Source organism: Marinimicrobium sp. LS-A18 (assembly GCF_000463525.1).
Classification (GTDB): domain Bacteria; phylum Pseudomonadota; class Gammaproteobacteria; order Pseudomonadales; family Cellvibrionaceae; genus Marinimicrobium; species Marinimicrobium koreense.
Map to the genome: position 1 here is coordinate 532732 of NZ_AWEP01000002.1, position 26100 is coordinate 558831.

The 26100-nt window shown below is 58.6% G+C and carries 25 protein-coding genes; 21 read left to right on the forward strand and 4 right to left on the reverse strand.

The annotated features are described in order from the left end of the window. Window positions 1–5: 5 nt before the first annotated feature. From rimM to N645_RS0102420, 14 genes are all read left to right on the forward strand, one after another. Window positions 6–560 (forward strand): ribosome maturation factor RimM, encoded by a 555-nt coding sequence (rimM, locus tag N645_RS0102350; protein WP_024459908.1) that lies wholly within the window; start codon window positions 6–8, stop codon window positions 558–560. After that, entirely contained in the window at window positions 557–1372 is an 816-nt protein-coding gene (trmD, locus tag N645_RS0102355) for a tRNA (guanosine(37)-N1)-methyltransferase TrmD (protein ID WP_024459909.1), read from the forward strand. Before rimM ends, trmD begins: the two co-directional genes overlap by 4 nt. Further along, window positions 1365–1715, forward strand: a complete 351-nt coding sequence (gene rplS, locus N645_RS0102360) for a 50S ribosomal protein L19 (RefSeq protein WP_024459910.1) — start codon at window positions 1365–1367, stop codon at window positions 1713–1715. The genes trmD and rplS overlap by 8 nt, the downstream gene beginning before the upstream one ends. A 151-nt stretch (window positions 1716–1866) precedes the next feature. After that, a complete protein-coding gene (gene xerD, locus N645_RS0102365; RefSeq protein WP_051174302.1) occupies window positions 1867–2712 on the forward strand; it encodes a site-specific tyrosine recombinase XerD in 846 nt (281 codons plus the stop codon). A gap of 47 nt (window positions 2713–2759) precedes the next feature. After that, window positions 2760–3518, forward strand: coding sequence for a DsbC family protein (locus tag N645_RS0102370; protein ID WP_024459912.1), 759 nt, complete (start codon window positions 2760–2762; stop codon window positions 3516–3518). Window positions 3519–3691: 173 nt separating this feature from the next. Beyond that, on the forward strand, window positions 3692–4999 hold the full coding sequence (locus N645_RS0102375) for a homoserine dehydrogenase (protein ID WP_024459913.1): 1308 nt from the start codon (window positions 3692–3694) through the stop codon (window positions 4997–4999). Further along, window positions 4996–6393, forward strand: coding sequence for a threonine synthase (gene thrC / locus N645_RS0102380; protein WP_024459914.1), 1398 nt, complete (start codon window positions 4996–4998; stop codon window positions 6391–6393). Before N645_RS0102375 ends, thrC begins: the two co-directional genes overlap by 4 nt. A 244-nt stretch (window positions 6394–6637) precedes the next feature. Continuing rightward, window positions 6638–8377 (forward strand): single-stranded-DNA-specific exonuclease RecJ, encoded by a 1740-nt coding sequence (gene recJ / locus N645_RS0102385; protein ID WP_051174228.1) that lies wholly within the window; start codon window positions 6638–6640, stop codon window positions 8375–8377. Between the two features lie 157 nt (window positions 8378–8534). Then, entirely contained in the window at window positions 8535–9080 is a 546-nt protein-coding gene (locus tag N645_RS0102390; RefSeq protein WP_024459916.1) for a sigma-70 family RNA polymerase sigma factor, read from the forward strand. Further along, complete coding sequence (locus N645_RS0102395) at window positions 9077–9784, forward strand: anti-sigma factor domain-containing protein (protein ID WP_024459917.1); 708 nt, start codon at window positions 9077–9079, stop codon at window positions 9782–9784. Before N645_RS0102390 ends, N645_RS0102395 begins: the two co-directional genes overlap by 4 nt. Window positions 9785–10010: 226 nt before the next feature. Beyond that, window positions 10011–11606 carry a DUF4331 domain-containing protein gene (locus N645_RS0102405; RefSeq protein ID WP_024459918.1) on the forward strand — a complete coding sequence of 532 codons (1596 nt, stop codon included), beginning with the start codon at window positions 10011–10013 and terminating at the stop codon, window positions 11604–11606. A gap of 11 nt (window positions 11607–11617) precedes the next feature. Next, window positions 11618–12124, forward strand: coding sequence for an Ig-like domain-containing protein (locus tag N645_RS0102410; RefSeq protein WP_024459919.1), 507 nt, complete (start codon window positions 11618–11620; stop codon window positions 12122–12124). A gap of 80 nt (window positions 12125–12204) precedes the next feature. Continuing rightward, on the forward strand, window positions 12205–13272 hold the full coding sequence (locus N645_RS0102415) for a lipopolysaccharide assembly protein LapB (RefSeq protein ID WP_024459920.1): 1068 nt from the start codon (window positions 12205–12207) through the stop codon (window positions 13270–13272). Then, the gene (locus N645_RS0102420; protein ID WP_036159805.1) at window positions 13272–14387 is read left to right on the forward strand and encodes a HupE/UreJ family protein; all 1116 of its coding nucleotides are present in this window, start codon (window positions 13272–13274) and stop codon (window positions 14385–14387) included. The genes N645_RS0102415 and N645_RS0102420 overlap by 1 nt, the downstream gene beginning before the upstream one ends. Window positions 14388–14525: 138 nt before the next feature. On the opposite strand, the gene N645_RS0102425 is transcribed toward N645_RS0102420, so the two are convergent. Beyond that, a complete protein-coding gene (locus N645_RS0102425) occupies window positions 14526–15155 on the reverse strand; it encodes an arylesterase (RefSeq protein WP_024459922.1) in 630 nt (209 codons plus the stop codon). A 180-nt stretch (window positions 15156–15335) separates the two neighbouring features. On the opposite strand from N645_RS0102425, the gene N645_RS0102430 reads away from it, so the two are divergent. From N645_RS0102430 to N645_RS0102445, 4 genes are all read left to right on the forward strand, one after another. Then, the gene (locus N645_RS0102430) at window positions 15336–16037 is read left to right on the forward strand and encodes an ABC transporter ATP-binding protein (protein WP_024459923.1); all 702 of its coding nucleotides are present in this window, start codon (window positions 15336–15338) and stop codon (window positions 16035–16037) included. A gap of 4 nt (window positions 16038–16041) precedes the next feature. Continuing rightward, window positions 16042–18507, forward strand: a complete 2466-nt coding sequence (locus N645_RS0102435; protein WP_024459924.1) for an ABC transporter permease — start codon at window positions 16042–16044, stop codon at window positions 18505–18507. Window positions 18508–19008: 501 nt separating this feature from the next. Beyond that, window positions 19009–20400 carry an MATE family efflux transporter gene (locus N645_RS0102440; protein ID WP_024459925.1) on the forward strand — a complete coding sequence of 464 codons (1392 nt, stop codon included), beginning with the start codon at window positions 19009–19011 and terminating at the stop codon, window positions 20398–20400. Between the two features lie 204 nt (window positions 20401–20604). Continuing rightward, window positions 20605–20862 carry a DUF4404 family protein gene (locus tag N645_RS0102445; protein WP_024459926.1) on the forward strand — a complete coding sequence of 86 codons (258 nt, stop codon included), beginning with the start codon at window positions 20605–20607 and terminating at the stop codon, window positions 20860–20862. A gap of 63 nt (window positions 20863–20925) precedes the next feature. On the opposite strand, the gene N645_RS0102450 is transcribed toward N645_RS0102445, so the two are convergent. Next, window positions 20926–21156, reverse strand: a complete 231-nt coding sequence (locus N645_RS0102450; protein WP_024459927.1) for a hypothetical protein — start codon at window positions 21154–21156, stop codon at window positions 20926–20928. Window positions 21157–21399: 243 nt separating this feature from the next. Here N645_RS0102450 and cueR point away from each other — a divergent pair, with 243 nt between their 5' ends. Next, entirely contained in the window at window positions 21400–21804 is a 405-nt protein-coding gene (gene cueR, locus N645_RS0102455; RefSeq protein ID WP_024459928.1) for a Cu(I)-responsive transcriptional regulator, read from the forward strand. On the opposite strand, the gene N645_RS0102460 is transcribed toward cueR, so the two are convergent. Beyond that, window positions 21801–22208, reverse strand: coding sequence for a GtrA family protein (locus tag N645_RS0102460; protein WP_024459929.1), 408 nt, complete (start codon window positions 22206–22208; stop codon window positions 21801–21803). The genes cueR and N645_RS0102460 overlap by 4 nt on opposite strands. Beyond that, complete coding sequence (locus tag N645_RS0102465; RefSeq protein WP_024459930.1) at window positions 22189–23142, reverse strand: glycosyltransferase family 2 protein; 954 nt, start codon at window positions 23140–23142, stop codon at window positions 22189–22191. The genes N645_RS0102460 and N645_RS0102465 overlap by 20 nt, the downstream gene beginning before the upstream one ends. 304 nt (window positions 23143–23446) lie before the next feature. Between N645_RS0102465 and prfB the strand changes: the two genes are divergently transcribed. Continuing rightward, window positions 23447–24542, forward strand: a protein-coding gene (gene prfB, locus N645_RS0102470; protein ID WP_152521606.1) for a peptide chain release factor 2 whose coding sequence is annotated in 2 segments (ribosomal slippage) — window positions 23447–23518 and window positions 23520–24542 — 1095 coding nt in all. Because the reading frame shifts where the segments join, the coding sequence is not laid out codon by codon here. A gap of 39 nt (window positions 24543–24581) precedes the next feature. After that, on the forward strand, window positions 24582–26066 hold the full coding sequence (gene lysS, locus N645_RS0102475; RefSeq protein WP_024459932.1) for a lysine--tRNA ligase: 1485 nt from the start codon (window positions 24582–24584) through the stop codon (window positions 26064–26066). The last annotated feature ends 34 nt before the right edge of the window (window positions 26067–26100 follow it).

Genomic DNA, 26100 nt, shown 5'->3' on the forward strand with positions numbered 1-26100 from the left:
TGACTATGGCTGACGCCCGAACCCGCAACAAGGGGTCAAACCTGATTGACGTCGGGCGTATTACCGCCGTATTTGGTATTCAGGGGTGGGTGAAAATTCACTCCTACACCGAGCCGCAGGAGAACCTGTTTGGCTACGGCCCCTGGTGGTTGAAAACCGCCCGGGGAGTAAAACCGGTAGAAATCGACGATAGTCGACCTCACGGCAAAGGGTTTGTCGCGCACATCAAGGGTGTCGATGACCGTGATGAGGCCGCCCTCTACACCGGGGTGACCATTGCCGTGGAAAAACAGCTGCTCCCGGAGCTGGAAGGGGATGACTATTACTGGCACCAGTTGCAGGGCCTTCGGGTCGTCAGCCACTGGGACGGTCAGGAGTACGATCTGGGTACCGTGACACGTATGCTGGAAACCGGCGCCAACGATGTGTTGGTGGTGCAGGGCGATGCCCAGAGTATCGACCAGAGCGAGCGGTTGATTCCCTATGTGCCCGAACAGTATGTGCGCCGGGTTGACCTGGCGGCAGAGTGTATCGAGGTGGACTGGGACCCGGAGTTTTGAGCGAAGCGCCCCACACACAGCCGGTACGGCTGGCGGTAGTCAGTCTGTTTCCGGACATGATGCAGGCGGTGACTGGTTACGGTGTGACCGGCCGGGCCGTCAAGCAGGGGCTGATCGACGTGCAGTGCTGGAATCCTCGGGAGTTTACCCGGGACAAGCACCGTACGGTAGACGATCGACCCTACGGCGGCGGTCCCGGCATGGTGATGATGGTGGAGCCTCTGCGCGATGCCATTGCGGCCGCCAAGGCCTGGGCCGGAGAGAACGCGCCGGTGATTTACCTGTCGCCCCAGGGGCGCCCGCTGGATCAGTCTGGCGTGGAAACCCTGGCCAGTTATGGCCCGATGGTGCTGGTGGCGGGGCGCTATGAAGGGATTGATGAGCGCCTGCTGAAGACGGTGGTCGATCAGGAGTGGTCCATCGGGGATTACGTTCTGAGTGGCGGTGAGTTGCCCGCCATGGTGGTGATTGACGCGGTAACCCGACTGATTCCAGGCGCTTTGGGCCATGCTCAGTCGGCCGAGCAGGATTCCTTCACGGAAGGTCTGCTGGATTGCCCACACTACACCCGCCCGGAAAATTTTGAAGGGCATGAGGTCCCGGAAGTGCTACTGTCCGGTGACCACGAAAGAATTCGGCGCTGGCGCCTGAAACAGGCGCTGGGGCGGACCTGGCAGAAACGGCCAGACTTGCTTGAAGCAATTAACCTAACCGAGGAACAGCATGCGCTGTTGACGGACTTTCGTCGGGACCTTGAAGCACTTAACTCTAGCTGTGAAGCTACAGACTCTCAGGAGACTAGGCATGACTAACAAGATCATTCAGGCGCTCGACGCCGAACAGATGAAGCAGGATGTACCGGAATTCGCCCCGGGCGATACCGTTGTGGTACAGGTAAAGGTAACCGAAGGTAACCGTGAGCGTCTGCAGGCGTTTGAAGGTGTGGTTATCGGTAAGCGTAACCGCGGCCTGAACTCTGCATTTACCGTGCGCAAGGTATCCCACGGTGTGGGCGTTGAGCGTACTTTCCAGGTGCACAGCCGTCAGGTTGACAGCATCCAGGTGAAGCGTAAGGGTGATGTTCGCCAGGCGAAGCTGTACTACCTGCGCGATCTGACCGGTAAGGCGGCACGCATCAAGGAAAAGCTGTCCTAAGCGATACGCTGATCCGTTCGAAAAAACCGGGGCCTTGGCTCCGGTTTTTTTATGCTATTCTCGCCTCAATGCCAACCTATGACCGATCAGCACTGTGACCTTACCCGCCCAAGAGAGCCAGGCCCTGGAGCAATATCTCGACGCCATCTGGATGGAAAAAGGCCTCAGTGAAAATACCCTCAACTCCTATCGGCGCGATCTGGAGGCGTTTGCACGCTGGTTGGTCGAGCAGGGCAGGGGGCTGATGGCGTTGGATGCGGTCGCCGCCTACGACTACCTCGCCTACCGCCACCAGAAGGGCTATTCCAGTCGTTCCACGGCACGCTTTCTCTCCTGTGTTCGCGGCTTTTACCGCCACCAGATCCGCGAGGGACGGCTGACGGAAAATCCCCTGGCCCTCGTAGACAACCCGAAACTGCCCAAATCCTTACCCAAGTCCCTCACCGAGGCCGATGTTGAGCGGCTGCTGCTGGCACCGGATCTGGAAGATCCAGTGGGCTTTCGCGACCGTACCATGCTGGAGGTTCTGTACGCCTGTGGTCTTCGGGTCAGCGAGCTGGTGGGGCTCACGCTGGCGCAGGTCAATCTTCGCCAGGGGGTGGTCCGGGTCATGGGGAAGGGCAGTAAGGAGCGATTGGTGCCGCTCGGTGAGGAAGCGATCGACTGGATCTCCCGTTATCTGCAGGAAGCGAGACCTGTGCTCTTGCATAATGCGCCCAGTGAAGTACTCTTTCCCAGCACTCGCGCCCGAGAGATGACCCGTCAGACGTTTTGGCACAGAATTAAACATTGGGCGCTGGTGGCGGGTATCGACAAACCCCTGTCGCCCCATACGCTGCGACACGCCTTTGCGACCCACCTGTTGAACCACGGGGCGGATTTGCGGGTCGTACAGTTATTGCTGGGCCACAGTGATCTGTCGACTACCCAGATATACACCCATGTCGCCCGGGCGCGGATGCAGGAGCAGCATCGCCAGCATCACCCCCGGGGATGACGCGTCAGTGTCGTTGAATACTTTGAAATTGTGACAGGAAAACGTTTATGTTGAAGCAAGTGGCGGTTGGTCTGATGGTCCTGATGGGGAGCGTGATGGCCCAGGCTCAGGAAATGTCCACCGAGGATCGTATTCTGAAGGCCCTCTCCGAAGCACGTCCCGATTTTGAGTTTACCGATGTGCGCCCGGCGCCCATTGAGGGGCTGTACCAGGCTCGGGTGGTCGGCGGACCGGTGCTCTATGTCTCTCCGGACGCGCAACTGATGATTGCCGGTGACATGTTCACCATTGAGCCCAGTGGTTTTGGGCGCTACGAAGACCCGGCGGTCGTGGAAAAGCGCAAGCAGCTTGCCGCTCAACTGGATGAAGAAGACACCATTGCCTTCGCTCCGGAGGGTGAGAGCAAAGCGGTGGTGTATGTGTTCACGGATGTGGACTGCGGTTACTGCCGGCGCCTGCACAGCCAGATGAGTGCCTATCAGGACGGTGGTGAAACCAAGCCCGGCTACAATGATCTGGGCATCGAAATTCGTTACCTGGCCTATCCCCGGGCCGGTGTGGGCAGTCCCTCCGCCCAAAAGCTGGAAACCGCCTGGTGTGCGGACGACCAGCAGGCCGTACTGGATCGTCTGAAAAACCTCCAGTCGGTGGACAACAAATCCTGTGATAACAACCCGGTGGCTAAACATTATCGCCTCGGTGGTGAGTTCGGCGTGAACGGCACGCCGGCTCTGGTGCTGCCCAACGGGACGGTGCAGCCCGGCTATGTGCCGCCGGCGCAGCTCGCCCAGATTCTGGGGCTCTGAGGGCCCCACCCCTGTCGCCAATTGACACCTCGCGAGCGGCCCAGTAAGGTTGCTCGCCCGCGCCTCGCTCCGGGGCGCGCATTCCAGTAGAATAGCCGGTCTCGCCCGCCCGCACCCAGCGTTGGCGGGCGTTACCTTTTACCAGCAGGGCTCATTTTTTGGGGGAGAGAAGTTTGAAACCGGTCAAAATAGGTATCTGTGGCCTCGGCACAGTCGGCAGCGGCACGGTCAACGTTCTTCATCGCAACAGCCGGGTAATCAACGCCCGGGCCGGTTGTGACATTGTGATTGGCCAGGTCGCCTGTCGTCGCGACGATGTGGACTGCGACATCTCCGGGCTGAACGTCACCCGCGATATCTTCGAGGTTGCCACCAACCCGGACATCGACATTCTGGTCGAACTGATCGGCGGAATTGATGTGGCCCGCGAGCTGATTCTCAAAGCGATTGAACACGGCAAGCACGTGGTTACCGCCAACAAGGCCCTGATTGCCGAGCACGGCAACGAGATTTTTGCCGCCGCCAATGAAAAGGGCGTGACCGTCGCCTTTGAAGCCGCCGTGGCCGGTGGTATCCCCATCATCAAGGCAATCCGTGAGGGTCTGTCCGCCAACAAGATCGAGTGGCTGGCGGGGATCATCAACGGTACCGGTAACTTCATCCTCACTGAAATGCGCGACAAGGGTCGCGGTTTCTCCGAAGTGCTGGAAGAGGCCCAGGAGCTGGGTTACGCCGAAGCCGACCCGACGTTTGACGTCGAGGGCATCGACGCGGCCCACAAGCTGGTAATCCTGGCCTCCATCGCTTTCGGTATCCCCCTGCAGTTCGACAAAGTATTCACCGAAGGCATCAGTCGTATCGCCCCGCAGGACGTTCAGTACGCCCAGGAGTTGGGTTACCGGATCAAGCATCTGGGGATTGCCCAGAAAGGGCCCAAGGGCATTGAGCTGCGCGTGCATCCGACCCTGATTCCCCAGAAGCGCCTGATCGCCAATGTGGATGGCGTGATGAACGCCGTGTTGGTCAAGGGCGATGCCGTCGGCCCGACCCTGTATTATGGTGCCGGTGCTGGGGCCGAACCCACTGCCTCGGCCGTACTGGCGGATATCGTCGATGTCGCGCGCACCCTGACCGCTGACCCCGAGCACCGGGTTCCCTACCTCGGCTTCCAGCAGGAACAGCTGCGCAGCGAACTGGAAATCGTGCCCATTGAAGAGGTCGAGACTGCTTACTATCTGCGTATGTCGGCTCTGGACAAACCCGGGGTGCTGTCGCAGGTTGCACAAATTCTGAGTGACTCCGGCATCAGTATCGAAGCCCTGATCCAGAAAGAGGCCGCGGACGAAGAAGAAATCGTTCCGTTGATTCTGTTGACCAACCGGGCCGTGGAAAAGCAACTGGTCGAGGCGATCATCAAGATCGAATCCCTGAGCTCCATCACCGGCCCGATTACCCGCATCCGTGTGGAGCCATTGAAGTGAAATACATCAGCACTCGGGGCCAGGCCCCGGCCCTCGATTTTGAAGACGTTGTCCTGACCGGGTTGGCGCCAGATGGCGGCCTGTATGTACCGGAAACGCTGCCGGAATTCAGCCAGGAAGAAATCGCCTCCTGGGCGGGCCTCTCCTACGAAGAGCTCGCGTTCAAAATTATGGCCCCGTTCGTTTCCGGTGCCGTATCCGATGCGGAACTCAAGCAGATCATCAGTGAGGCCTACAGCAGCTTCCGCCACGACGCCATTGCGCCTCTGGTGCAGACGGCGCACAACGAATGGATTCTGGAACTGTTCCAGGGTCCGACCCTGGCGTTCAAGGATTTCGCCCTTCAGTTCCTCGGCCACCTGCTCGGTCACCTGCTGAAAAAGCGTCAGCAGAAAGTGGTGGTCATGGGGGCAACCTCCGGGGATACCGGGTCGGCGGCCATTGAAGGCTGCCGTCGGTGCGACAACATCGATATTTACATTCTGCACCCCTACAAGCGGGTGTCGGATGTACAGCGCCGGCAGATGACCACTGTGCTGGAAGACAACGTGCACAACATTGCCTTGGAAGGCAACTTTGACGATTGCCAGAATATGGTGAAAGCCAGTTTCGGCGATCAGTCATTTCTGCCCGAAGATCGCCAGTTGGTGGCGGTCAATTCGATCAACTGGGCGCGTATCATGGCCCAGATCGTTTACTACTTTTACGCGGGCCTGGCACTGGGCGCGCCGGCACGTCCGGTGTCGTTCTCGGTGCCGACGGGTAACTTCGGCGATATTTTTGCCGGTTATCTCGCCAAGCGCATGGGGTTGCCGATCGATCAGCTGGTGATCGCCACCAACAGCAACGATATTCTGCATCGCTGCCTGAGTGGCAATGATCACAGCAAGCAGCCGCTCCAGCATACCTTGTCGCCGAGCATGGATATCATGGTATCCAGTAACTTCGAGCGCATGTTGTTCGATCTGTACGATCGCGACGGTGACAAAATCCGCGGCCTGATGGAGGACTTCAAGTCCGGCGCCATGCACCTGGATGAGTCGGCGCTGTCGAAGGCGCGGGAGCTGTTCAGCAGTTACAAGGTGGATGATGATGTGATGCTGGAGGTGATTCGCGATGTGTTTGAACGCACCGAATACCTGATGGATCCGCATACGGCGATTGGTTTAAAAGCTGCCCGCGAAACGCGTCGGCGTCAGGATATTCCGATGGTCTGCCTGGCCACGGCTCATCCGGCGAAATTCCCGGAGGCGGTGCGCAAGGCCGGTCAGGATACCGATCCGGCGCTGCCACACCACATGGCGGACCTCTTCCAGCGCGAGGAGCGCTACGAAGTATTGGCCAACGACATCGGCACCGTACAGTCCTACATCGCCAAAAATTTGAAAGCGTAGGGCGCTCAAGCGGCCCGGATTGGGTGAAGTGAGCTCTTCACGCCCGGGCCGGAAAGGGGAAGCCCTTTCAAGACACGCCGTAAACCCATCCCTGGGGGCTCGACGCGCGGAGTCCCTCCGCTTACGGTCTTGAAAGGGCTTCCCCTTCCCGTCCCTCTGTGCCAAGGATCGCGTAGGGCGGATAAGCCGAAGGCGCATCCGCCGTAACCAAAGCCGAATCCCTCTAATTTCACCGACGGACCTCATGCAAAAAACCATCCTCCGACGCACACCTCCTGAACACTCTCTGGAAACCCCTCTGGCTGGTGACCTTCCTCCGTTGCTGGATCGCCTTTATCGGCTGAGAGGCGTCTCTCGCTCGGAAGAACTCTCCCACAAGCTGCAACACCTGCACAAACCCACCTTCAAAGGCCTGCCCGAAGCGGTGGCTCTATTGGCCGATGCGGTCGAGGCACAGGCCAATGTGTTGGTGGTGGGTGACTTCGACGCTGACGGCGCAACCAGTTCGGCGCTGGCGGTGATGGCACTGCAGGCCATGGGCTTGGCGAGTGTGGATTTTCTGGTGCCCAACCGCTTTGAGTATGGCTATGGGCTGACGCCGGAGATCGTGGAAGTGGCGGCGGCGATGGCGCCGGATGTGATTGTGACGGTGGATAACGGTATTTCCAGTGTCGAGGGGGTGCGTGCGGCGCAGGAGCATGGGATTGCGGTGGTGGTGACGGATCATCACTTGCCCGGTGATGAGCTGCCCTCCGCCGAAGCCATTGTGAACCCCAACCAGCCGGGCTGCCCGTTTCCCAGTAAAAACCTGGCAGGTGTTGGTGTTATTTTTTACGTGATGAACGCCCTGCGGGCGGAGTTGCGTCAGCGAGGCTGGTTTACCCAGGGACAGCCCGAGCCCAATATGGCGAATTTTCTCGATCTGGTGGCTCTCGGTACGGTAGCGGACGTGGTGCCACTGGATCACAACAATCGCATTCTTGTGTCTCAGGGCTTACAGCGCATTCGCGCCGGTGTGGCTCGCCCGGGGATTATCGCGCTGCTGGATGTGGCCGGGCGACAGATGCATCGGCTGGTGGCCAGTGATCTGGGATTTGCCATTGGCCCGCGCCTGAACGCGGCAGGGCGCCTGGACGATATTTCCGTGGGCATTCAGTGCCTGATGTGCGACAGCGATGAGTTGGCCCGGGAAATGGCGTTAACGCTGGACGAGCTCAACCGCGACCGCAAGGCGATTGAGAGTGGCATGCAGAAGGAAGCGGTGGCCATGCTCAATCGGTTGCAACTGGATGAAGAAAATCAGGCGCTGCCCTGGGGGCTCTGCCTGTATGACGGTAATTGGCACCAGGGTGTGATCGGTATTCTGGCGTCGCGCATCAAGGATCGCCTGCACCGCCCGGTGATCGTGTTTGCCGATGCCGGGGAAGGGGAGATCAAAGGCTCGGCCCGCTCGATTGCCGGTTTGCACATCCGCGATGCACTGGATGCGGTGGCGGCCCGTCACCCGCATCTGTTGAACAAGTTCGGCGGCCATGCCATGGCGGCGGGGATGACGCTGGCCCGTGAAAATTTTGAGGATTTTCAGCGGGCGTTTGATGAGGAAGTGAAACGGCAGCTGCAACCCGAAGACCTGCAGCCGGTGCTGGTCAGTGACGGCAACCTCGCGCCCGCCGAGATGAGCCTGGAGTTGGCGACTCTGCTGCGTAATGCCGGCCCCTGGGGCCAGCACTTCCCGGAGCCGCTGTTCGATGGCGAATTTCGTCTGGTGCAACAACGGTTGGTGGGAGAAAAACACCTCAAAATGACCCTGGCGCTGGACACGGCGGGTCAGCAGTTGGTGGACGCCATCGGCTTCAATATTGATCCGGAGCTCTGGCCCAACCCCAATGCCGAGAGAGTGCACCTTGCTTACCGGCTCGACGTCAATGAATTTCGGGGTCGGCAAACCGTGCAACTGATTGTCGAACACCTGGAAGCCGTCTAGCGCCAGGTCAGTTTTCTTTTCATTGGCACCTCTGACTCAAAAAAAATGTAGGACAACTGCATCCAAATCCCCGGGGCATCCGTTTGCTATAGTATAGAAATTCGGCGGGCTAAATACCCCTCCTTTAATATCCCAATAACGAATCAGGTCAGGAATTATGGATGACTCTTCCAATCAGTACTTGAATTTACTGAGCCGCACGGCCCAGGGCGACCAGAAAGCCTTTGCCCAGCTTTATGAGGCGACGGCAGGCCGGCTCTATGCCGTCAGCTTGCAGATGTTGCAGCGCCGGGATTGGGCGGAGGACGTTGTCCAGGAGGCGTTTGTACGCATATGGCACAACGCCGGCGAATATCAGGCCGAGAAGGGCACTGTACTGACCTGGATGATCAGTATTGCCCGTTATCGGGCGCTGGATATGCTGCGGGCCGCCAAAAGCCGGCGCGAGACCAGTGAAGATCAGGCCCCCGAGCAGGAGGACGGCCGAACCCCCGAGCTGAATTTGTACCAACAGCGCGAGCGGGTGCATATCGACCATTGCATGGATGGGCTCGAGGGGGCTCAGCGACAGGCCATCCATATGGCGTATTTTCTGGGGCTGACTCACTTTGAAGTGTGCGAGCGGTTGGCGTCCCCACTGGGATCGGTCAAAAGCTGGATTCGCCGTGGTCTGGAACGTTTGAAGAGGTGCCTTGAAGCATGAACTACCTGACTGAAGAACGCCGGAACGCTCTGGCGGCTGAATATGTATTGGGCACACTACAGGGTGCGGCGCGCGTGCGTTTTCAAACTCTGATGATGGAGCACGACCTTATCCGGCAAACCGTGTGGCGCTGGGAGCGTGGTCTGAACGAGCTCGGTGGTAGTCTGCCGTCTCAGTCACTCGACCCTCAAGTCTGGGAACGCATCAAAGCCCGGGTCGGCATCGATCAGCCACTCCCGGACTCGAACAAAGTGGTCAGCTTTCCGCCGAAGCGCAGCGCCCGCCCCTGGCAGTGGCTCGCGGGCCTGTCGACGGCTGCGGCGGTCATACTGGCGGTGCTCGTGGTGTGGCAGCCTCTGGCGCCCACGGTTGGCGTTCCTGACCGACTGGCGGTGATTCAAAGTGAAGAGGCTCAACCGCTATGGCTGATTGAGGTCGAAGACCAGCGTCTGCGCGTACGTGCCACTGAGAGTCTATCCCCCAGGGCGGATCGGGATTACGAGCTGTGGTTGGTGGCGGCTGATGGTCGGGCACCGGTATCGCTGGGGCTTTTGCCCAAGCAGGGTGAATCCGAGTTGCCACGAAATGCGCTGCTGGACGAAGTTGATGTGGCCGCTTTGGCGGTCAGCCTGGAGCCTTTGGGCGGCTCACCTACCGGACAACCCACCGAGGTACTGTACACAGCAGAACCAGTCAATATTTAAAAATGAAGTACTTTTCTCGAAAAGCCCGCTCTGCGGGCTTTTTTTGTATGAATGTTCCCGTTATTTCGTTTTGATATGGAATAGTTGTTTTTCTGAAAAAATAAATATCGAATAAATCAATTTTTTTTGAATCCAGAACCGGTTTTCACCCGTTTGCTTCATGAGACTTGATGATCCACTCATCGTCAGGTTTGTTCATATCACCTAAAACAGGAAGCGAAAGGCTATGAAAACCAAATACCTATCACTCGTTATCGGCACTCTGTGCACCGGTATGGTGGCCACTGCGACAATGGCTTCCAGTCATCGTGAAGCCCCCAACATTACCCGTATGCCCACCGTCGACTCCACCGACTTCTACGCGTTCAACAGCTATGAAGAGGGTCGAGGTGAATACGTGACACTGATTGCCAACTACCTGCCATTGCAGGATGCTTACGGCGGCCCCAACTACTTCGCTCTGGATCCGGCGGCGGTTTACAGCATCCATATCGACAATGATGGTGATGCGGTCGAAGACCTCACCTACCAATTCCGCTTTCAGCAAGCGCTGCCCGGTGAGGACGGTGAAGGCGTCAAGCTGACTGTGGGCCCGGAAGGCAATACGCGATCCGTCGCGGTTCCTTTGAAGAACGTTGGCGGAATTTCGGCCGATGACATGTCAGCCGTGAATTTTCTGGAAACCTACGAGCTTACTCTGGTCGAGGGTGAGCAGCGAACGGGCATGGGAATGGAGGTGCAGGACGCCACTATGGGTGGCACCACCTTCAGCAAGCCTCTTGATTTTATTGGCACCAAAAGCTTCGGTTCGCGTGATGCCTACGCTGACTACGCGGCCAGTTTTGTCCATGAGATTGCTATTCCCGGCTGCGAGACCAACGGTCGGGTCTTTGTCGGTCAGCGCAAAGATCCCTTTGTGGTGAATTTGGGAAAGACCTTTGACCTGGTCAACTATGTGCCCGTCGAAGGCGACAGCATGCGCGGCAACGGTGATGGCGAAGGTTTTCCCGGTGGCATTACCCAGGATGCGGGTAATGATGATCTGGGGAATAAAAATGTGACCGCACTGGCTTTGGAAATTCCCAAAAGCTGCGTCACCGGTGATGGGAATGGCACCATCGGCACCTGGACCACCGCCAGCCTGCCTCAGGCCCGTATTCTGAATCCGCAAGCGGAGTTCAATAACACCGAGGTGAATGGTGGTGCCCTGACTCAGGTATCCCGACTGGGGAACCCCCTGGTGAATGAGCTGGTCATCGGTTTGAAAGACAAAGATCGTTTCTCCAGTGCCCACCCGTCTGACGATGGTCAGTTCCTCGATTATGTCAGTCACCCATCGCTCCCTGAACTGTTGAACATCCTGTTCAAAGATGCCGTCAACAGCACTCTGGGGACCAATATGGAAACCCTGGCTCCGACCAACTTTCCTCGTAACGATCTGATTACCGCGTTCCTGACCGGGTTTGAGGGCGTGAATCAGTTGTCGACCGTTACGCCGTCCGAAGTACTTCGCCTCAACACCGGCATTCCTGCAAAGCCGGCGGCGGAGCAGTCGCCCTTCGGTGTTGCCGGTGATGACCTGGCGGGCTTCCCCAATGGTCGTCGTCCCGGTGACGACGTCGTGGACATCGCTCTGCGTGTCGTCATGGGCCGCCTGTGCTATCCCATTCCGGTCAATGGCGAACAAACGGATCTGGGACTGTGTGCCCCCGAAGATGCCAATACCGGCGAAGTGGCCTTTACCGATGGTGCACCAGTGGACGCCAGCATGATGAAGGTGTCTTTCCCTTACCTGGCAGAGCCACTTCCCGGTTCTGAATAAAGGAGACTGGTATGAAAACTTACGCAACAGCTTTAATTGCAGCGCTGACGCTGATCATGGTCGGCTGTGGTGGCAGTAGTGGCAAAGATCCCAAGCCCACCCCTGATCCGAATCAGGCTCCAACCGCCAGTGGTGCCAGTCTGACCACTCAGGCGGATACGGAGCTGACCGGTATGCTCAGTGCCGAAGATGCTGACGGTGATCCTCTTACCTTCGCTTTGGTGGATGAATCGGTCAATGGTTCGGTGACGGTAGAGGCAGACGGTTCATTCAGTTATCAGCCCAATGCCACCTTCACCGGCACTGATTCATTCAGCTTCCGGGCCTCTGATGGTGATCGCGATTCCAATGTTGCCAACGTGGAGATTGTGATCGAGCCGCTGGAAGTATCCTTCAGCACATACAGTCGTCAGGTTTTTGAGCAGATGCCAACAGATGAACCCCTGCCGGTAAACGGTCGGGTATTCGTTCAGGATGTGGCAGAGCCCAATGCGTACGACGACCTGTTCACACAGTAAATGGTCCATGGTGATGCCAGGGATGGCAATTTCCACAATTGATTAACTGGGCATTTCTTATGCACATCCGGATATTCTTAATGACATTGCTGGGTTGGTGTTGCGTGGCGCACGCCGAGCCCATTATTCCCGAATCCCGTACTACCCTGGTGGCAAAATGGGACCCTGCCGAATTCAGACAAGCCGATCCGCCCAGCACCGCCGAAGCACGGTGGCAGTCTGACCCGCAGTCGCTGCTGATACGCGTTCGAAAGACGATTGAGCTTTCCGTCAAACCGGGCTATAGCCATTTTTACGATCGAGCAAGGACCCTGTTGGAGGTTCCGGTCGAAGCCCAGACCGATAATCCGGAAGTGTGGTTGTTGTGGGCGAAAGTACAACAACACTACCATGATTTTGACGCGGCGCTTTCCGCTTTGGAGCGGGTTTTCCGCGCACAACCGGGCCATGTGGAAGCACGTCTGCTCGCCGCCCGAATTTATCTGATTCAGGGACTCCCCGATCGCGCACACGGTCACTGCATCGCATTGATTGGCAATGCGGACCTGGTGACCGCCAGCGCCTGTGCCCTGGAGGTAGCGAGCTACCGGCAGTCTTTGGAGGCCAGCTATCAGAGTCTGCAGGCGCTGGTGCAGCGCGAAGGGTTGCCCGACGACGAGCGAGGCCCCTGGATTGCCCAGATCCTTGCTGACATGGCGTTGCGTCTGAGTCGGTTCGAGGAAGCCGAGTCGTGGCTCGATCAGCATCTTGACGGCGCCAGCGTCAATTACCTGTTGCAATGGTCGGAAGTGCAATTGGCGCTCGGTAACCATCATCGAATCATCGAAGAACTGGAGCCTGTGGTCACGGCCGCACCCAATATCGACGATGCACTGGCCCTTCGCCTGGCGATTGCCGAACAGGCAACCGAGGGTGATCGTTGGAAAGATTATGTTGAAGGGCGCATGGCGTTGCGGCTTCAACGCCAGGATACACATCACGCCTCAGATCTGGCGCGTTACTACCTTGAGGTGGACCCGCAACCCGAGAAAGCGCTTCACTGGGCGGAAGTCAATTGGGAAAAGGCCCGAGAGCACAGTGATCGGCGACTGTTACAGCAGGCCCGCCGCAGTGTGGAAAAAATTATAAGTGAGAAGAGGGCCCACTGATGCGTTTTTATCTGCTGGTTTTATTGGGTGTCTTATCATTCTCGGCCCAGGCTCATCAATTGAGCACGGCCTACCTGAGCGGCGATCTCGGTGCCACTGGCAAAGTTCAGCTCGAGCTGCAAACCCGGCTCTACGACCTGGAGCGAGCAGTGGGAATGGATACCAATCGCGATGGCGAACTGTTGTGGGGCGAGGTACTGGACAATGCCGCCACACTGGAGACCTATCTCCAAGACCGGATCAACCTGCGGCGAGGTGACCGACCCTGCAATCTGTCTTTCGCGGGTCCCTGGAAGGTGGATGAGCACTATGGCGAAGCCTATCTGGTGACGTCGCTTCAGGCGCAGTGCCCGCTCAGTGGCGACCTCACGCTGGCTTACCAGGCATTTTTTGAGCAACAGCCCGAGCACAAGCTGCTGGTGAACTTTCGCTCGGAGGCACCGGGCTCAAGCGACACTGGCAGTAGCCACCGGGTAATGGATCCCAGTCAGCAGGAGATGATTCTCGGAGGTAGGGAGGGGAATCTGATGTTGACCATCAAGGATTTTGTCAAAGAAGGCATCGTTCACATCTGGATCGGTCTGGATCACATTCTGTTTCTGGTGTCGCTGTTGCTGACCTCTGTGCTGATGCGTGCCTCGGGACAATGGCAGCCGGAAGTGAGTGTGCGCCGTGTTGTGACCAATGCTGTCTGGATCGTGACCGCCTTTACTCTGGCTCACTCGGTGACGCTCACCGCCACCGCTATGGGCTGGGTCCAGCCATCCAGCCGCTGGGTGGAGGTGGCAATTGCCCTGTCGGTGGCATTGGCAGCGCTGAATAATGTCTTTCCGGTGGTTACTCGCCTGTCTGGAATTACGTTTGCGTTCGGCCTTATCCACGGCTTTGGTTTTGCCGGAGTGTTGGGCGAACTTGGTGTCCCTGCCGACCAGGTGCTGCCCACAGTGCTGGCGTTCAATCTGGGCGTTGAAATCGGCCAACTGGCGATCGTGCTGGTGTTGCTGCCTTGTCTCATGCTCTTGCGTCACTACCGATGGTTCAGAGGTATTCTGGTGCCGGCTGCCTCTGTGTTGATTGCCGGCTTGGCCATATATTGGGTTGTGACTCGAATGTGAGGCAGTGTTTATGCAACATCGATTTTTAATAGGCTCGTTTATGATCCGGCCGCTGGCGGCACTGGTAGCCCCGGGAACGTCGGGGTGACTAGCGGGCTGGATTGTCGGCTTAGCGAAACGTAAGCCGACACCACGATCTCAATGCGCCTGAAGTACCTCACGCAACGTCGGCCAAACATTCTCCAGAATCTTCGGCTGCGCCTCGGCGTTGGGGTGAATACCATCTCGCTGCATTAGCTCATCTTTTATGGCGATGCCCTCAAGCATAAACGCCACCAGAGGCACATCTTCTTCCTGAGCCAACTGCGGATACACGGCGGTAAACTGATCGGTATAACGCGGACCGTAATTGGGGGGAATCTGCATGCCCAAGAGCACTACCTCCGCCCCTTGTTCCCGGCTCAATTGAATCATTGCGGCGAGGTTGTCGGCGAGATCGCTGACCGGGTAACCGCGTAAACCATCATTGCCGCCCAGCTCCAGAATCACCCATTCCGGGTTGTGCTCGCTCAGCAGCCGGGGAAGGCGCTTTAGGCCGCCTTCAGTGGTTTCACCGCTGACGCTGGCATTCACCACCGTATGGGGGTAGCCTTCGCGCTCCAGTCGCTCATTGAGCAGGTTGACCCAGCCATCCTCCTCGTCAATGCCGTAGGCCGCACTCAGACTGTCGCCCAGTACCAGGACGCGTGGGGACTCTGCCCAGGCCACTGAGGCGAGCGAGAGCAGCAGGGCAAGGGAAATACAGTGCAGTGTGCGGTGTAACGTCATGGGCAGTTCCGGCTCAGTGGGTGAACACAGGTGCAATAATAACCTCTGAGAGGCTCATACTGCATGGGTACGCTGGTCGGGCGACTAAGGGTCACCGTAAAGAATTGTGAACCGTTTTGACACCCTCTCGTAACCAAGGTGCAATAGGTCACTCTGTTTTTTGACGAACCAGGACATTTCATGACTTCCACGGCACTGGTACAGGCCAACGGCGTTGGCAAAGTGGTTTCGACCGCAGAAGGGCAATTGACCATTCTGCACCGCATTTCCCTATCGGTGGCGGCGGGAGAAAGTGTGGCAATCACCGGCCCTTCGGGCTCCGGCAAGTCAACGCTGCTGGGCATCCTGGCGGGGCTGGACCTGCCCAGTTTCGGTGAAGTGCAGCTGTGCGGCCAGAACCTGACCGCACTGGACGAAGAGGGACGGGCAAAAGTCCGGGCCGAATCCGTCGGTTTCGTGTTCCAGTCGTTTCAACTGCTGCCGGGCCTGACCGCGCTGGAAAACGTCATGCTCCCCATGGAGCTGCATGGCATGAAGAATGCCCGCAGTCGGGCCGAGGAGTACCTGGCTCGGGTGGGACTTGCCGAGCGTCTGACCCACTACCCGCAACAGCTCTCCGGTGGTGAGCAGCAGCGAGTGGCGGTGGCGCGGGCCTTTGCCAGCCAGCCCAAGGTGCTGTTTGCCGACGAGCCCACGGGCAACCTCGATATTCACACCGGTGCCAAAATCATCGATCTGCTGTTTGAACTGAATCGCGAGCAGGGCACCACCCTGATTCTGATTACCCACGAGGAGCGCTTGGCCCAACGCTGCGGTCGTCGCGTTCATCTGGTGGCCGGTTCCCTTGAACCGGAAACTGACCCCGTGCCAGAGGAGGCCTGAGCCAATGCTGGCCGCAAGACTACTCTGGCGCAATTGGCGTAGCGGGGAAGTGCGATTGCTGAGCATCGCCCTGGTGATGGCCGTGATGGTGGTCAGTGCCATCGCCATTTTTACCGACCGGCTTGAAGCCACTCTGGTGCAGCAAAGCAACAACCTGCTCGGGGCGGACCGGGTGGTTCGGGCGTCCCAACCCCATGATCCAGCCTGGGCAGAAGAAGCCGGCGAACGCGATCTTCAGCAGTCCCGATTGGTGGAGTTTTCCTCCATGGTGTATCGGGGTGATGAGATGCACCTGGCCTCCATCAAGGCGGTGGACGAGGGCTACCCACTGCGTGGTGTGGTGGAAACCACCGATCAACCCTGGACTACCAAACCTCCGGAAGAAGCCACCGGCATCCCGGCGCCGGGTGAAGCCTGGGTGGATGCACGCATGCTGCCCCTGCTGGGCATTGAGCTGGGTGATACCTTTGGTGTCGGCGAGGCGGAACTGGTGGCCAGCCGTGTTCTGGTGCGCCAACCCGATGGTGCCAGTTCCATTTTCATGACCGGTGGCCGGGTCCTGATGAACCTTCAGGACCTGCCGGCAACCCGCGTGGTGCAACCGGGCAGCCGGGTGAGCTACCAATGGCTGCTGGCCGCCGACCGGCCCGCCGATCTGGAAGGGTTTTTAACCTGGCTGGAACCGCAACTGACTGACCACTATAGGGTGGTGGACATCGAATCCTCTCAGCGAAACCTGGCTGAGACCCTGGATCGCGGCAAACAGTTTCTGCTCTTGGCCGCCGTGGTGGGCGTGCTGTTGGCCGGTGTTGCCATCGGGCTTGCGGCGCGCCAGTTTGCCGATCGCCATGTGGATCAGGTCGCCCTGATGAAAAGCCTCGGAGCGGGCAGTCAGCGTATTCGGAATCTCTACTTCGGTCAGCTGATTATCCTGTCACTGGTGGCCTCCGTCATCGGTGTCGGCCTGGGGGAGGGCTTTCAGCAACTGGTGGCTTACGGCATGTCGAGCTTTTTCGCCCTGAACCTGGCCCAACCGGGCTGGCTGGCCTATGTGCTGAGTGTTCTGAGTGGCCTGGTGTGCCTGATGTTCTTTGCCTTGCCCGCCCTGTGGTTCCTGCCGAAAGTGCCGCCCCTGAAAATCCTGCGTCGGGAACTGAGTGTGGATAAGGTTCAGGTCTGGACTCAGGTAGTGCTGGCGTTGCTCGCCGTAGTGTTGCTGGTGGTCTTGTTCAGCCGGGATTGGGCGCTGGCGGCGAGCGTCGTGGCGGCCCTGCTGGTGGTGGTTGTGGTGACCGCCATCCTCGGCCTCGGGCTGCTGCACCTGAGCCGCAAACTCACCACCGGGGCCAGCAGTGTCTGGCGCCTGGCAGTGGCCAACCTGCAGCGCCGGCGCGGCCACAGCCTGGTGCAGATGGTGATCTTCTCGGTGGCGATCATGCTGCTGATCACCCTGACTGTAGTGCGCACCTCGCTGATACAGGATTGGCAAGCCCAGTTACCGGAGGATGCCCCCAACCACTTCCTGGTCAATGTGGCACCCGAAGACGTCGAGCCGGTACAGACCATGCTCGACCGCGAATCCGTGGACCGACAACCGCTGTACCCCATGGTGAGGGGCCGCCTGACGCACATCAACGAGCAGGAAAAGTCCCGGGAACGCCTGAACCGCGAGGCCAACCTGACCTGGACAGACTCCCTGGCGGAAGACAACGAGGTAGTGGCCGGGCAGTGGTGGGATCAGTGGTCCGGTGGCGAGCTACCCGGCGTGTCGGTGGAGCAGGAGCTGGCCGGTGAGCTGGGTATTGAACTGGGTGATATCTTACGATTTTCGATTGGTGGGCTGACACTGGAAGCCGAGGTGGCCAGCTTGCGGACGCTGGACTGGCGCTCCATGAATCCAAACTTCTTTTTCATCTTTGAGCCTGGAGCCCTGGACGGCTTTTCCGCCACCTACATCACCAGTGCCTATGTTCCGGCCAGCCAGAAAACACTGATCAACGAGCTGATGCGTGAGTACCCCACCATTCTGCTGATCGAACTGGATCGGGTCTTCGAGCAGATCCGATCGATTGTCACCCAGGTGACCAAGGGCATTCAGTTGGTTCTGGTGCTCACGGTAATTGGCGGCATCCTGGTACTTCTGGCGGCGGTCACGACCAGCCTGGATGCGCGTAAGCAGGAGGCGGGTCTGCTGCGCGCCTTGGGCAGCCCACGTCGGTTGGTGGTGGGCAGTGTCTGGGCGGAGTTTTCGATTCTCGGTGGCCTGTCGGGGTTGATTGCCGTGCTCGGCTCGGAGGCGCTGTTGATGAGTCTGCAGCACTTTGTGCTGGAAATCCCGATCCGACCCCACTACCTTTTCTGGGTATTGGGCCCGATCTTGGGCGCCGCCTTCGTCGGCCTCCTGGGTGCCCTGAGCTGCCGCAGCGTAGTCACCACACCACCCGCCGTAGTATTGCGCGAAGCGGCGTAGGTGTTTTTGATTGTTTGATTTCGCGACTTCGACTTGAGTGCTGCGGTTGGGTAACCCCTTGGGAGACACGCCGTAAACCCGTCCATGGGGGCTCATCACCTGCCGTCCAGGCAGGTGACGGTCTCCCAAGGGGTTACCCAACCTCCGCGGTGCCAACGTCGAGTTTCGGGAAATAGAGCCAAAAAAAATCAGGCACGTAGGTTGTGTAGGGCGGATAAGAGAAACGCATCCGCCGTTACCAATGGTTGATTGGTGGCACTGAGGACCGAGAAGGGGGTATACCTTTTCAAGACCGTAAGCGGAGGGACTCCGCGCGTCGAGCCCCCCAGGGGCCGCTCTATGGCATCCATGCCATCGCGGCATTCGTGCGTCCATGCACATCATGGGTTCACGGCGTGTCTTGAAACGGTGTTCCCCCTTCTTGGTCCGGTCGTGACTAATCAACGCCGCTTAAAATAAACGTTAAACTCTTAACTATCTACACCGCAACGAGGCCCGTCCTTGAGTCATCAACCAAAAAGTCGCGTTCTGGACAAAGGCCTGTGGGGCATGAGTGCGCCCATGCTGGTGGATCAGGCGGTGACCTTTACCATTCCTCTCACCGACATGTTCTTCCTGAGCCGGATCTCCGACAGCGCGGCCGCCGCCGTGGGCGCCGTATCGCCCCTGGTATTCGCCGGTAACACCCTGCTCATGGTGACCGCCTTTGCCGGCTCCAGCATCGCCAGCCAGCGTATCGGAGCCAACAAATACGACACCGCCAACGCCACCATCATGGCCTACGTGTTTCTGATCATGGGCCTGGCCGTGCTCACCGCACTGGCCATCAACACCGGCGGCGCCTACGTCGCCGGTTGGATGCCGCTGTCGGAGACGGTGGAAACCCACGCGGTGACCTATCTGGGCATCATCGGCTGGATGGTGGCCATCTGGGGCCTGCGGGCGTCTTACCAGACGATCCTCAATGTCTACGGCGAGCCCAAATGGAACACTATCAGCAATTTCATCTTCTTCGGTGCGAATATCCTCGGTAACAGCATCGTGGTATTCGGGCTGTTTGGCGTTCCCAAGATGGGCGTGGACGGCGTGGCCATGGCCAGCGTGGCGGCGATTTTCTGCAGCTTTGTGTTCACCTTCAGTATCGTGCATTTCAAGCTGGGCCTGCGTCTGCCGTTGAGGCAGGGGGTTCGGGAGTTTCGTTCGCTGATCAAACCGGTACTGCGCATAGCCGCTCCGGCGAGTCTGGAGCCGGTGTCGTTCAATATGTACATGATCATGTTGAACTGGATTGTCGCCGGGGTGGGGGATCTGGCGTTGAAGGTGAAGGTCTACGCTTTCAATACGTTTCTGTTCTGCCTGATGATTTCCGTCGCGCTGAGTATGGCCACGGAGGTGATCATTGCTCAGCGGGTCGGGCGCAATGAGTTTGCCGAGGCGGATCGGCAGATGCGTCACAGTCTGAAGGTGGCGATCTGGGGCACGGGGTTGCTGGCGCTGTTGTGGGTGGTGTTGAACCAGCAGATGCTGGGGATTTATACCGATGATCCGGCAATTCTGGCGTTCGGGTTTTGGGTGTTTGTGTTGGCGTTTCTCTCTGAGCCGGCACGCACGGTGAATATTGTGATGGGGGCGGCGTTGCGTTCGACGGGGGATGCGGCGTTTATTTCTTATTCGACGATTGCGGTGATCTGGTTGTTCTCGGTACCCTTGGCTTATGTGTTGACGATTACGTTGGGTTGGGGCATTTACGGGGTGATGTCGGCGGCGATTGTGGATGAGTCGGTGCGGGCGGCGATCAAGTGGTGGCGCTGGCGTAAGGGGCATTGGAAGGAGTATGGCGTCGCGGCCCGTGAAGCCCGAGAGGCCAAACGCCGAAACTTAATGAATCAGTAGGGTCTATAATTAGTTGTGTGGAGCCGAGTAGAGGTTCCGGCTCGTCAAGGTGGATAGTGTTTGGAGACCCGCCGTAAACCCATCCCTGGGGGCTTCACGTCGGCATCCATGCCTTCGAGAGTCTCCAAACACTATCCACCTTGACGAGCCTCCGTGCTGACCGGAAACCAATGTAAACTTGCAAACCCAATAACCGAGGTCTTTATGCCCCAGGAAAAAGCCAGAAGTCTGATAACCCAGTTGCATGAGATGTACGGCAACGAGGAGCCCAGTGAGCAGCAGAAGCATTTGATGGAGCAGTTGGAGTTACACACCCATCCGAAGGGGGCGAAGGATCAGTACGGTGAGCCGGTGCCGTTGGATACTCTGGAGTTGTTGGTGGAGGAGATGGCGGCGGAGCATCCGCGTACGGCGGCGGTGATGCGGGAGATTCTCGAGACGCTGAAGAATATTGGTGTCTGAGTCCGCTTGGGCAGGTTGCGTGCAAGGCGCAATCTGCCGGTTATTGAGGGTGCGCCCCGCGGGTCACACGGCCCAGGCGAGGGCGACGCCGGCGCGTTCGAGGTAGATGTACTCGGTTTTCTCTGTGGCCGGGTGGCAGGGGTGGCGGAAGTGGTGGTGGTCTTTGGTTGACCCCATGTACTCCCAGGCCTGGCCGGCGAATTCACAGATCGGATCGCCCTGATTCAGGCGGTCTTCCGCAAGTTGATCCCACATGGTTTCCCACTCGGGACTGGTCATACTCAGGTATTCCATGGCGGCCACTCCGGCTCGGTGTTTAATGTCTAATCTAGACTTTTCATTCTATTTGTCAAATATAATTTGTAAGTCTTTGATGTGGATAGCAAAAAGGTCGTTTAAGTGTGCGCCTTGTCACACTGTTTCTGCGGGGATTTTTGGCCGATGTTGATCAATAAGTAGTCAGGCGCCACTTAAAAGATTATAGTTAGTGTAATCTTTGCTGGGCCAATTGGCTGGCGGCGTGTGATAGGAGGTTGGATGAATATCGGTCAGGCGGCGGAGCGCAGCGGATTGAATCCGAAGACGATCCGTTATTACGAGAGTATCGGGTTGGTGTGTCCGCACCGGGCGACCAATGGTTACCGGGATTACCGGCAGGCGGATGTGGAGCAGCTTCAGTTTTTGCAGCGTGCCCGGGCGGTGGGATTTACGTTGGATGAGTGCCGGGAGTTGCTGGATCTTTACCGGGACCCGCACCGGCGCAGTGCAGAGGTCAAGGCGCTGGTGTTGGAGCGGGTGGCGCAGGTGGATGAACAGCTGGCTCGCCTGGAGGCGATGCGGGATACCCTGGTGACCATGGCGGAGCACTGTGCCGGGGATGATAACGCGGAGTGTGCGATCATTGATTCTCTGGCCCAACCAATGCCCTTTAAGCTTGTTTAGCGTCCGGACCTACTGGTGGCTGGTTCGGGGCGATAGACCCAGAACTTATTGAGGATAAAAGAGACGACGGGCACGGATATCACCACAATGCTCAGGGTGATTCGATGGGGGAGCGACGTGCCGGTCTCTAGTGCCCAGAGAAGTATTTCGCTGGAGAGGAAAGTGGAAACCGAGGCGACCACAAAGCGTTGCAGGGTGGCACGGGTGAGCGCTACCCGAAAGGTCAGCCAGCCATGGCCGTAGAAGGACACGGTCATGGCGGTCACATAGCCCAACAGATTGGCGGCGTACAGGTTTAGGCCCAGTCCCTCATGGCTGCTCAGTGCCATCAGGTAGTGGGTCAGGGTCGCAGCGACGCCGACGATGCCAAAGCAGACCAGTTGTCTAAGCAGTCTGATCGTCATCGAAGCCCCACTTGGCCGCCACCAGATAGATGGGTCGGTTTTTCACTTCCTTGTAAATTCGGCCCACGTACTCCCCGAGCAGCCCCAGAAAGAACAGCTGAATGCCACCCAGGAACAGAATGACCACCATGGTGGAGGCATAACCGGGTACATCCACCCCGGTGGTCAGGGTTTTGATGATGACCACCACCGCAAACACAAAGGCGCAGAATGAGACGATCAGGCCCAGGTAGGTGCCCACCCGGATGGGAAAGGTGCTGAAGGAGGTGATACCGCTCAGGGCAAAGTTCCACAGGCGCCAGTAGTTGAACTTGCTTTCGCCCTGGGCGCGCTCCTGGCGGTCGAATTCGATGACTGTGTGCCGGAAGCCGGGCCAGCAGAACAGGCCCTTCATGAACCGGTCTTTTTCCGGCAGTAGTTTGATGGCATCCACCGCCTTGCGATCCATCAGGCGGAAATCCCCGACGTTTTCGGGGATATGGATTTCGCTCATTTTGTTGAACAGACGGTAGAACCACTGGGCGGTCTTGCGCTTCATCAGGCTGTCGGCCTTGCGGGAGGCGCGTTTGGCGTAGACCACCTCGTATTCGCCGGTGAGCCACTGATCCACCATCTGGCCGATCAGCTCCGGCGGGTCCTGCAGGTCGGCGTCGATCGGCAGAACGGCATCGCCCCGGGCAAAGTCCAGTGCAGCGGTCATGGCCGCTTCCTTGCCGAAATTCCGGGTCAGGGCGAGCACTTTGATCCGGGGATTGCGGTCGGCGTGATTACGTAACTGCTGGAGGGTATCGTCGGCGGAGCCGTCGTCCACACAGATGATCTCATAATCGACCGGAACGTCTTCCAGTGCCTGCTCGAGCGTCTGAAAAAAGTGATCAATCCCGCCCGACTCGTTGTACATGGGCGTGAGTATCGACAGTAGTGGATGGTTCATGCCGGTTGCTCCGGGTTGAGTCAGAGCCATGGGGCTCTGTTGTTATTGGTGTCTCTGTCCATGGTGCCAGACTTCGGCAGAGGCATTGTCCACGGTTTTAGCGGTTTTTTACAGGGGCAGGGCGTCAGTTTGTGGCCTCTATCGCGATTTCCGCCAACCGGGGAGCCCGCCGGAGCACTGGCGGTGGTGCGGCCTTGTGCGTTAGAATGCGCGCCCTGATTGGGGCGATCCCCCACCTGAATTCACTCTGTCTCCGGCCGCTGTATCCCGGTCGGCCGGCGACGCGACAACCGGTTTGGAACCTATGGAAATCAATCCGCTGCTGAATCAATTGAAAGACCTGACTGAGCGAACTGATGTGCTCAGGAGGTATCTTTGACTACGCTCACAAGAAAGAGCGTCTGACAGAAGTTGAACTGGAGCTGGGTCAACCCGATGTGTGGGAAGATCCGGACCGCGCCCAGGCACTGGGTAAAGAGCGCTCCTCACTGGAGCTGGTGGTAAAGACCATTGAGGATCTGGACACCGGTGTGGCGGACTGCCGCGAGCTGCTGGATATGGCGGTCGAGGAAGATGACGCCGACAGCATCAATGATGTGGCGGCCGAAATTGAGCGCCTGGATGGCCAGTTGGAGTCCCTGGAATTCCGCCGGATGTTTTCCGGCGAGGTGGATGAAAACAACGCCTACCTCGATATTCAGTCCGGCTCTGGCGGCACCGAGGCCCAGGACTGGGCCGAAATGGTCCTGCGAATGTACCTGCGCTGGGGCGAGCGCAAAGGGTTCAAAACCACCCTGGAAGAAGCGTCCGCCGGTGAAGTGGCGGGCATCAAAAGCGCCACCATCCGCTTTGAAGGCGAATACGCCTTCGGCTGGCTGCGCACCGAAACGGGCGTACACCGGCTGGTGCGCAAGTCGCCCTTTGATTCGGGCAATCGTCGTCACACCTCGTTCTGCTCGGTGTTCGTCTCCCCGGAGATCGACGAAAATATCGAAATCGATATCAACCCGGGTGATCTGCGTACCGACACCTACCGCGCCAGCGGCGCCGGTGGTCAGCACGTGAACAAAACCGACTCGGCGGTGCGGATTACCCATGAGCCTACCGGTATCGTGGTGAGCTGTCAGAGTGAACGCTCCCAGCACCAGAACCGCGACCGGGCCATGAAGATGCTGCGCGCGAAGATGTACGAGCAGGAAATGCTCAAGCGCAACGCCGAAAAGCAGGCCATGGAAGACAACAAGGCCGACATCGGCTGGGGCAGCCAGATCCGCTCCTACGTGCTGGACGACCAGCGCATCAAGGATCTGCGCACCAGCGTTCAGACCAGTAACTGCCAGGCGGTGCTGGACGGCGCGCTGGACCAGTTTATTGTCGCCAGTCTGAAAGCGGGCCTGTAATCAGGCCCTGTTCATTCACTCCCCAACATCAGAGATGCCATGAGCAAGCCCAACGCCCCCCAGGATGAGAACAACCTTATTGCCGAGCGTCGCTCCAAGCTGGCGGCCATTCGAGAGAAGGGCAACCCTTTCCCGAATGACTTCCGTCGCGACAATACCTGCGCCGAACTGCAGGCGGCACACCAGGACAAATCCAAAGAGGACCTGGAAGGCGCCGGCCTCACCGCCAGCGTGGCGGGGCGGATCATGGCCAAGCGGGGCCCCTTCATGGTGCTGCAGGATGCCTCCGGCACCGTTCAGCTCTATGCCGACAAGGACACCCAGAAGACCATCAAAGAACAGTGGGGCCAGTGGGATATCGGCGATATCGTCGGGGCCAGCGGCACCCTGCACCGCTCGGGCCGGGGCGACCTGTACGTCAACATGGAGCAGTATCAACTGCTCACCAAGTCCCTGCGTCCGCTGCCGGAAAAATACCACGGCCTGCACGATCAGGAGCAGCGCTACCGCCAGCGCTATGTGGACCTGATCGTCAACCCGGAAGTGCGCGATACCTTCCGCCTGCGCTCCCGGTGCATCAGCTATATCCGTAATTACCTTGACGGCAACGGCTTCATGGAAGTGGAAACCCCGATGCTCCAGGTCATTCCCGGTGGCGCCACCGCCCGGCCGTTCATCACCCATCACAATGCGCTGGACATCGACATGTACCTGCGTATTGCCCCAGAGCTGTATCTGAAGCGCCTGGTCGTCGGTGGCTTTGAGCGGGTGTATGAAATCAACCGCAATTTCCGTAACGAAGGCCTGTCGACCCGTCACAACCCCGAGTTCACCATGTTGGAGTTCTACCAGGCCTACGCCGACTTCAACGACCTGATGGACCTGACCGAAGATATGCTGCGCGGGCTTTGCGAAACCGTGATGGGCTCTACAGTGGTCCCGTACCAGGACAGCGAATACGACTTCGGCAAACCCTTCCGCCGGATCAGCGTGTTCGACAGTATTCTGGAATACAACCCGGATATTACCGCCGAGCAGATCAGTACCCTCGAAGGCGCCCGCGCCGTGGCGGAAGGCCTGAAAATTCCGCTGAAGGACTCCTGGGGGCTGGGCAAAGTGCAGATCGAAATTTTCGAGGCCACGGTCGAAGAGAAACTGGATCAGCCGACCTTCATCACCGAATACCCCACGGAAGTGTCACCCCTGGCGCGGCGAATGGATGCCAAGCCCGAGGTGACCGAGCGGTTTGAGTTCTTCGTGGGTGGCCGCGAGCTGGCCAACGGTTTCTCAGAGCTTAACGACGCCGAAGATCAGGCGGAACGCTTCAAGGAGCAGGTGCGGGAGAAAGACGCTGGTGACGACGAGGCCATGCACTACGATGCGGACTATGTGCGCGCCCTGGAATACGGCCTGCCGCCGACCGCGGGGCAGGGCATCGGCATCGACCGTCTGGTCATGCTGTTCGCCAACGCCGCCTCCATCCGCGACGTACTGTTGTTCCCCCATATGCGCCCAGAACACTGATAGGACTACCGAACTTCGCGTAGGGCGGATAAGC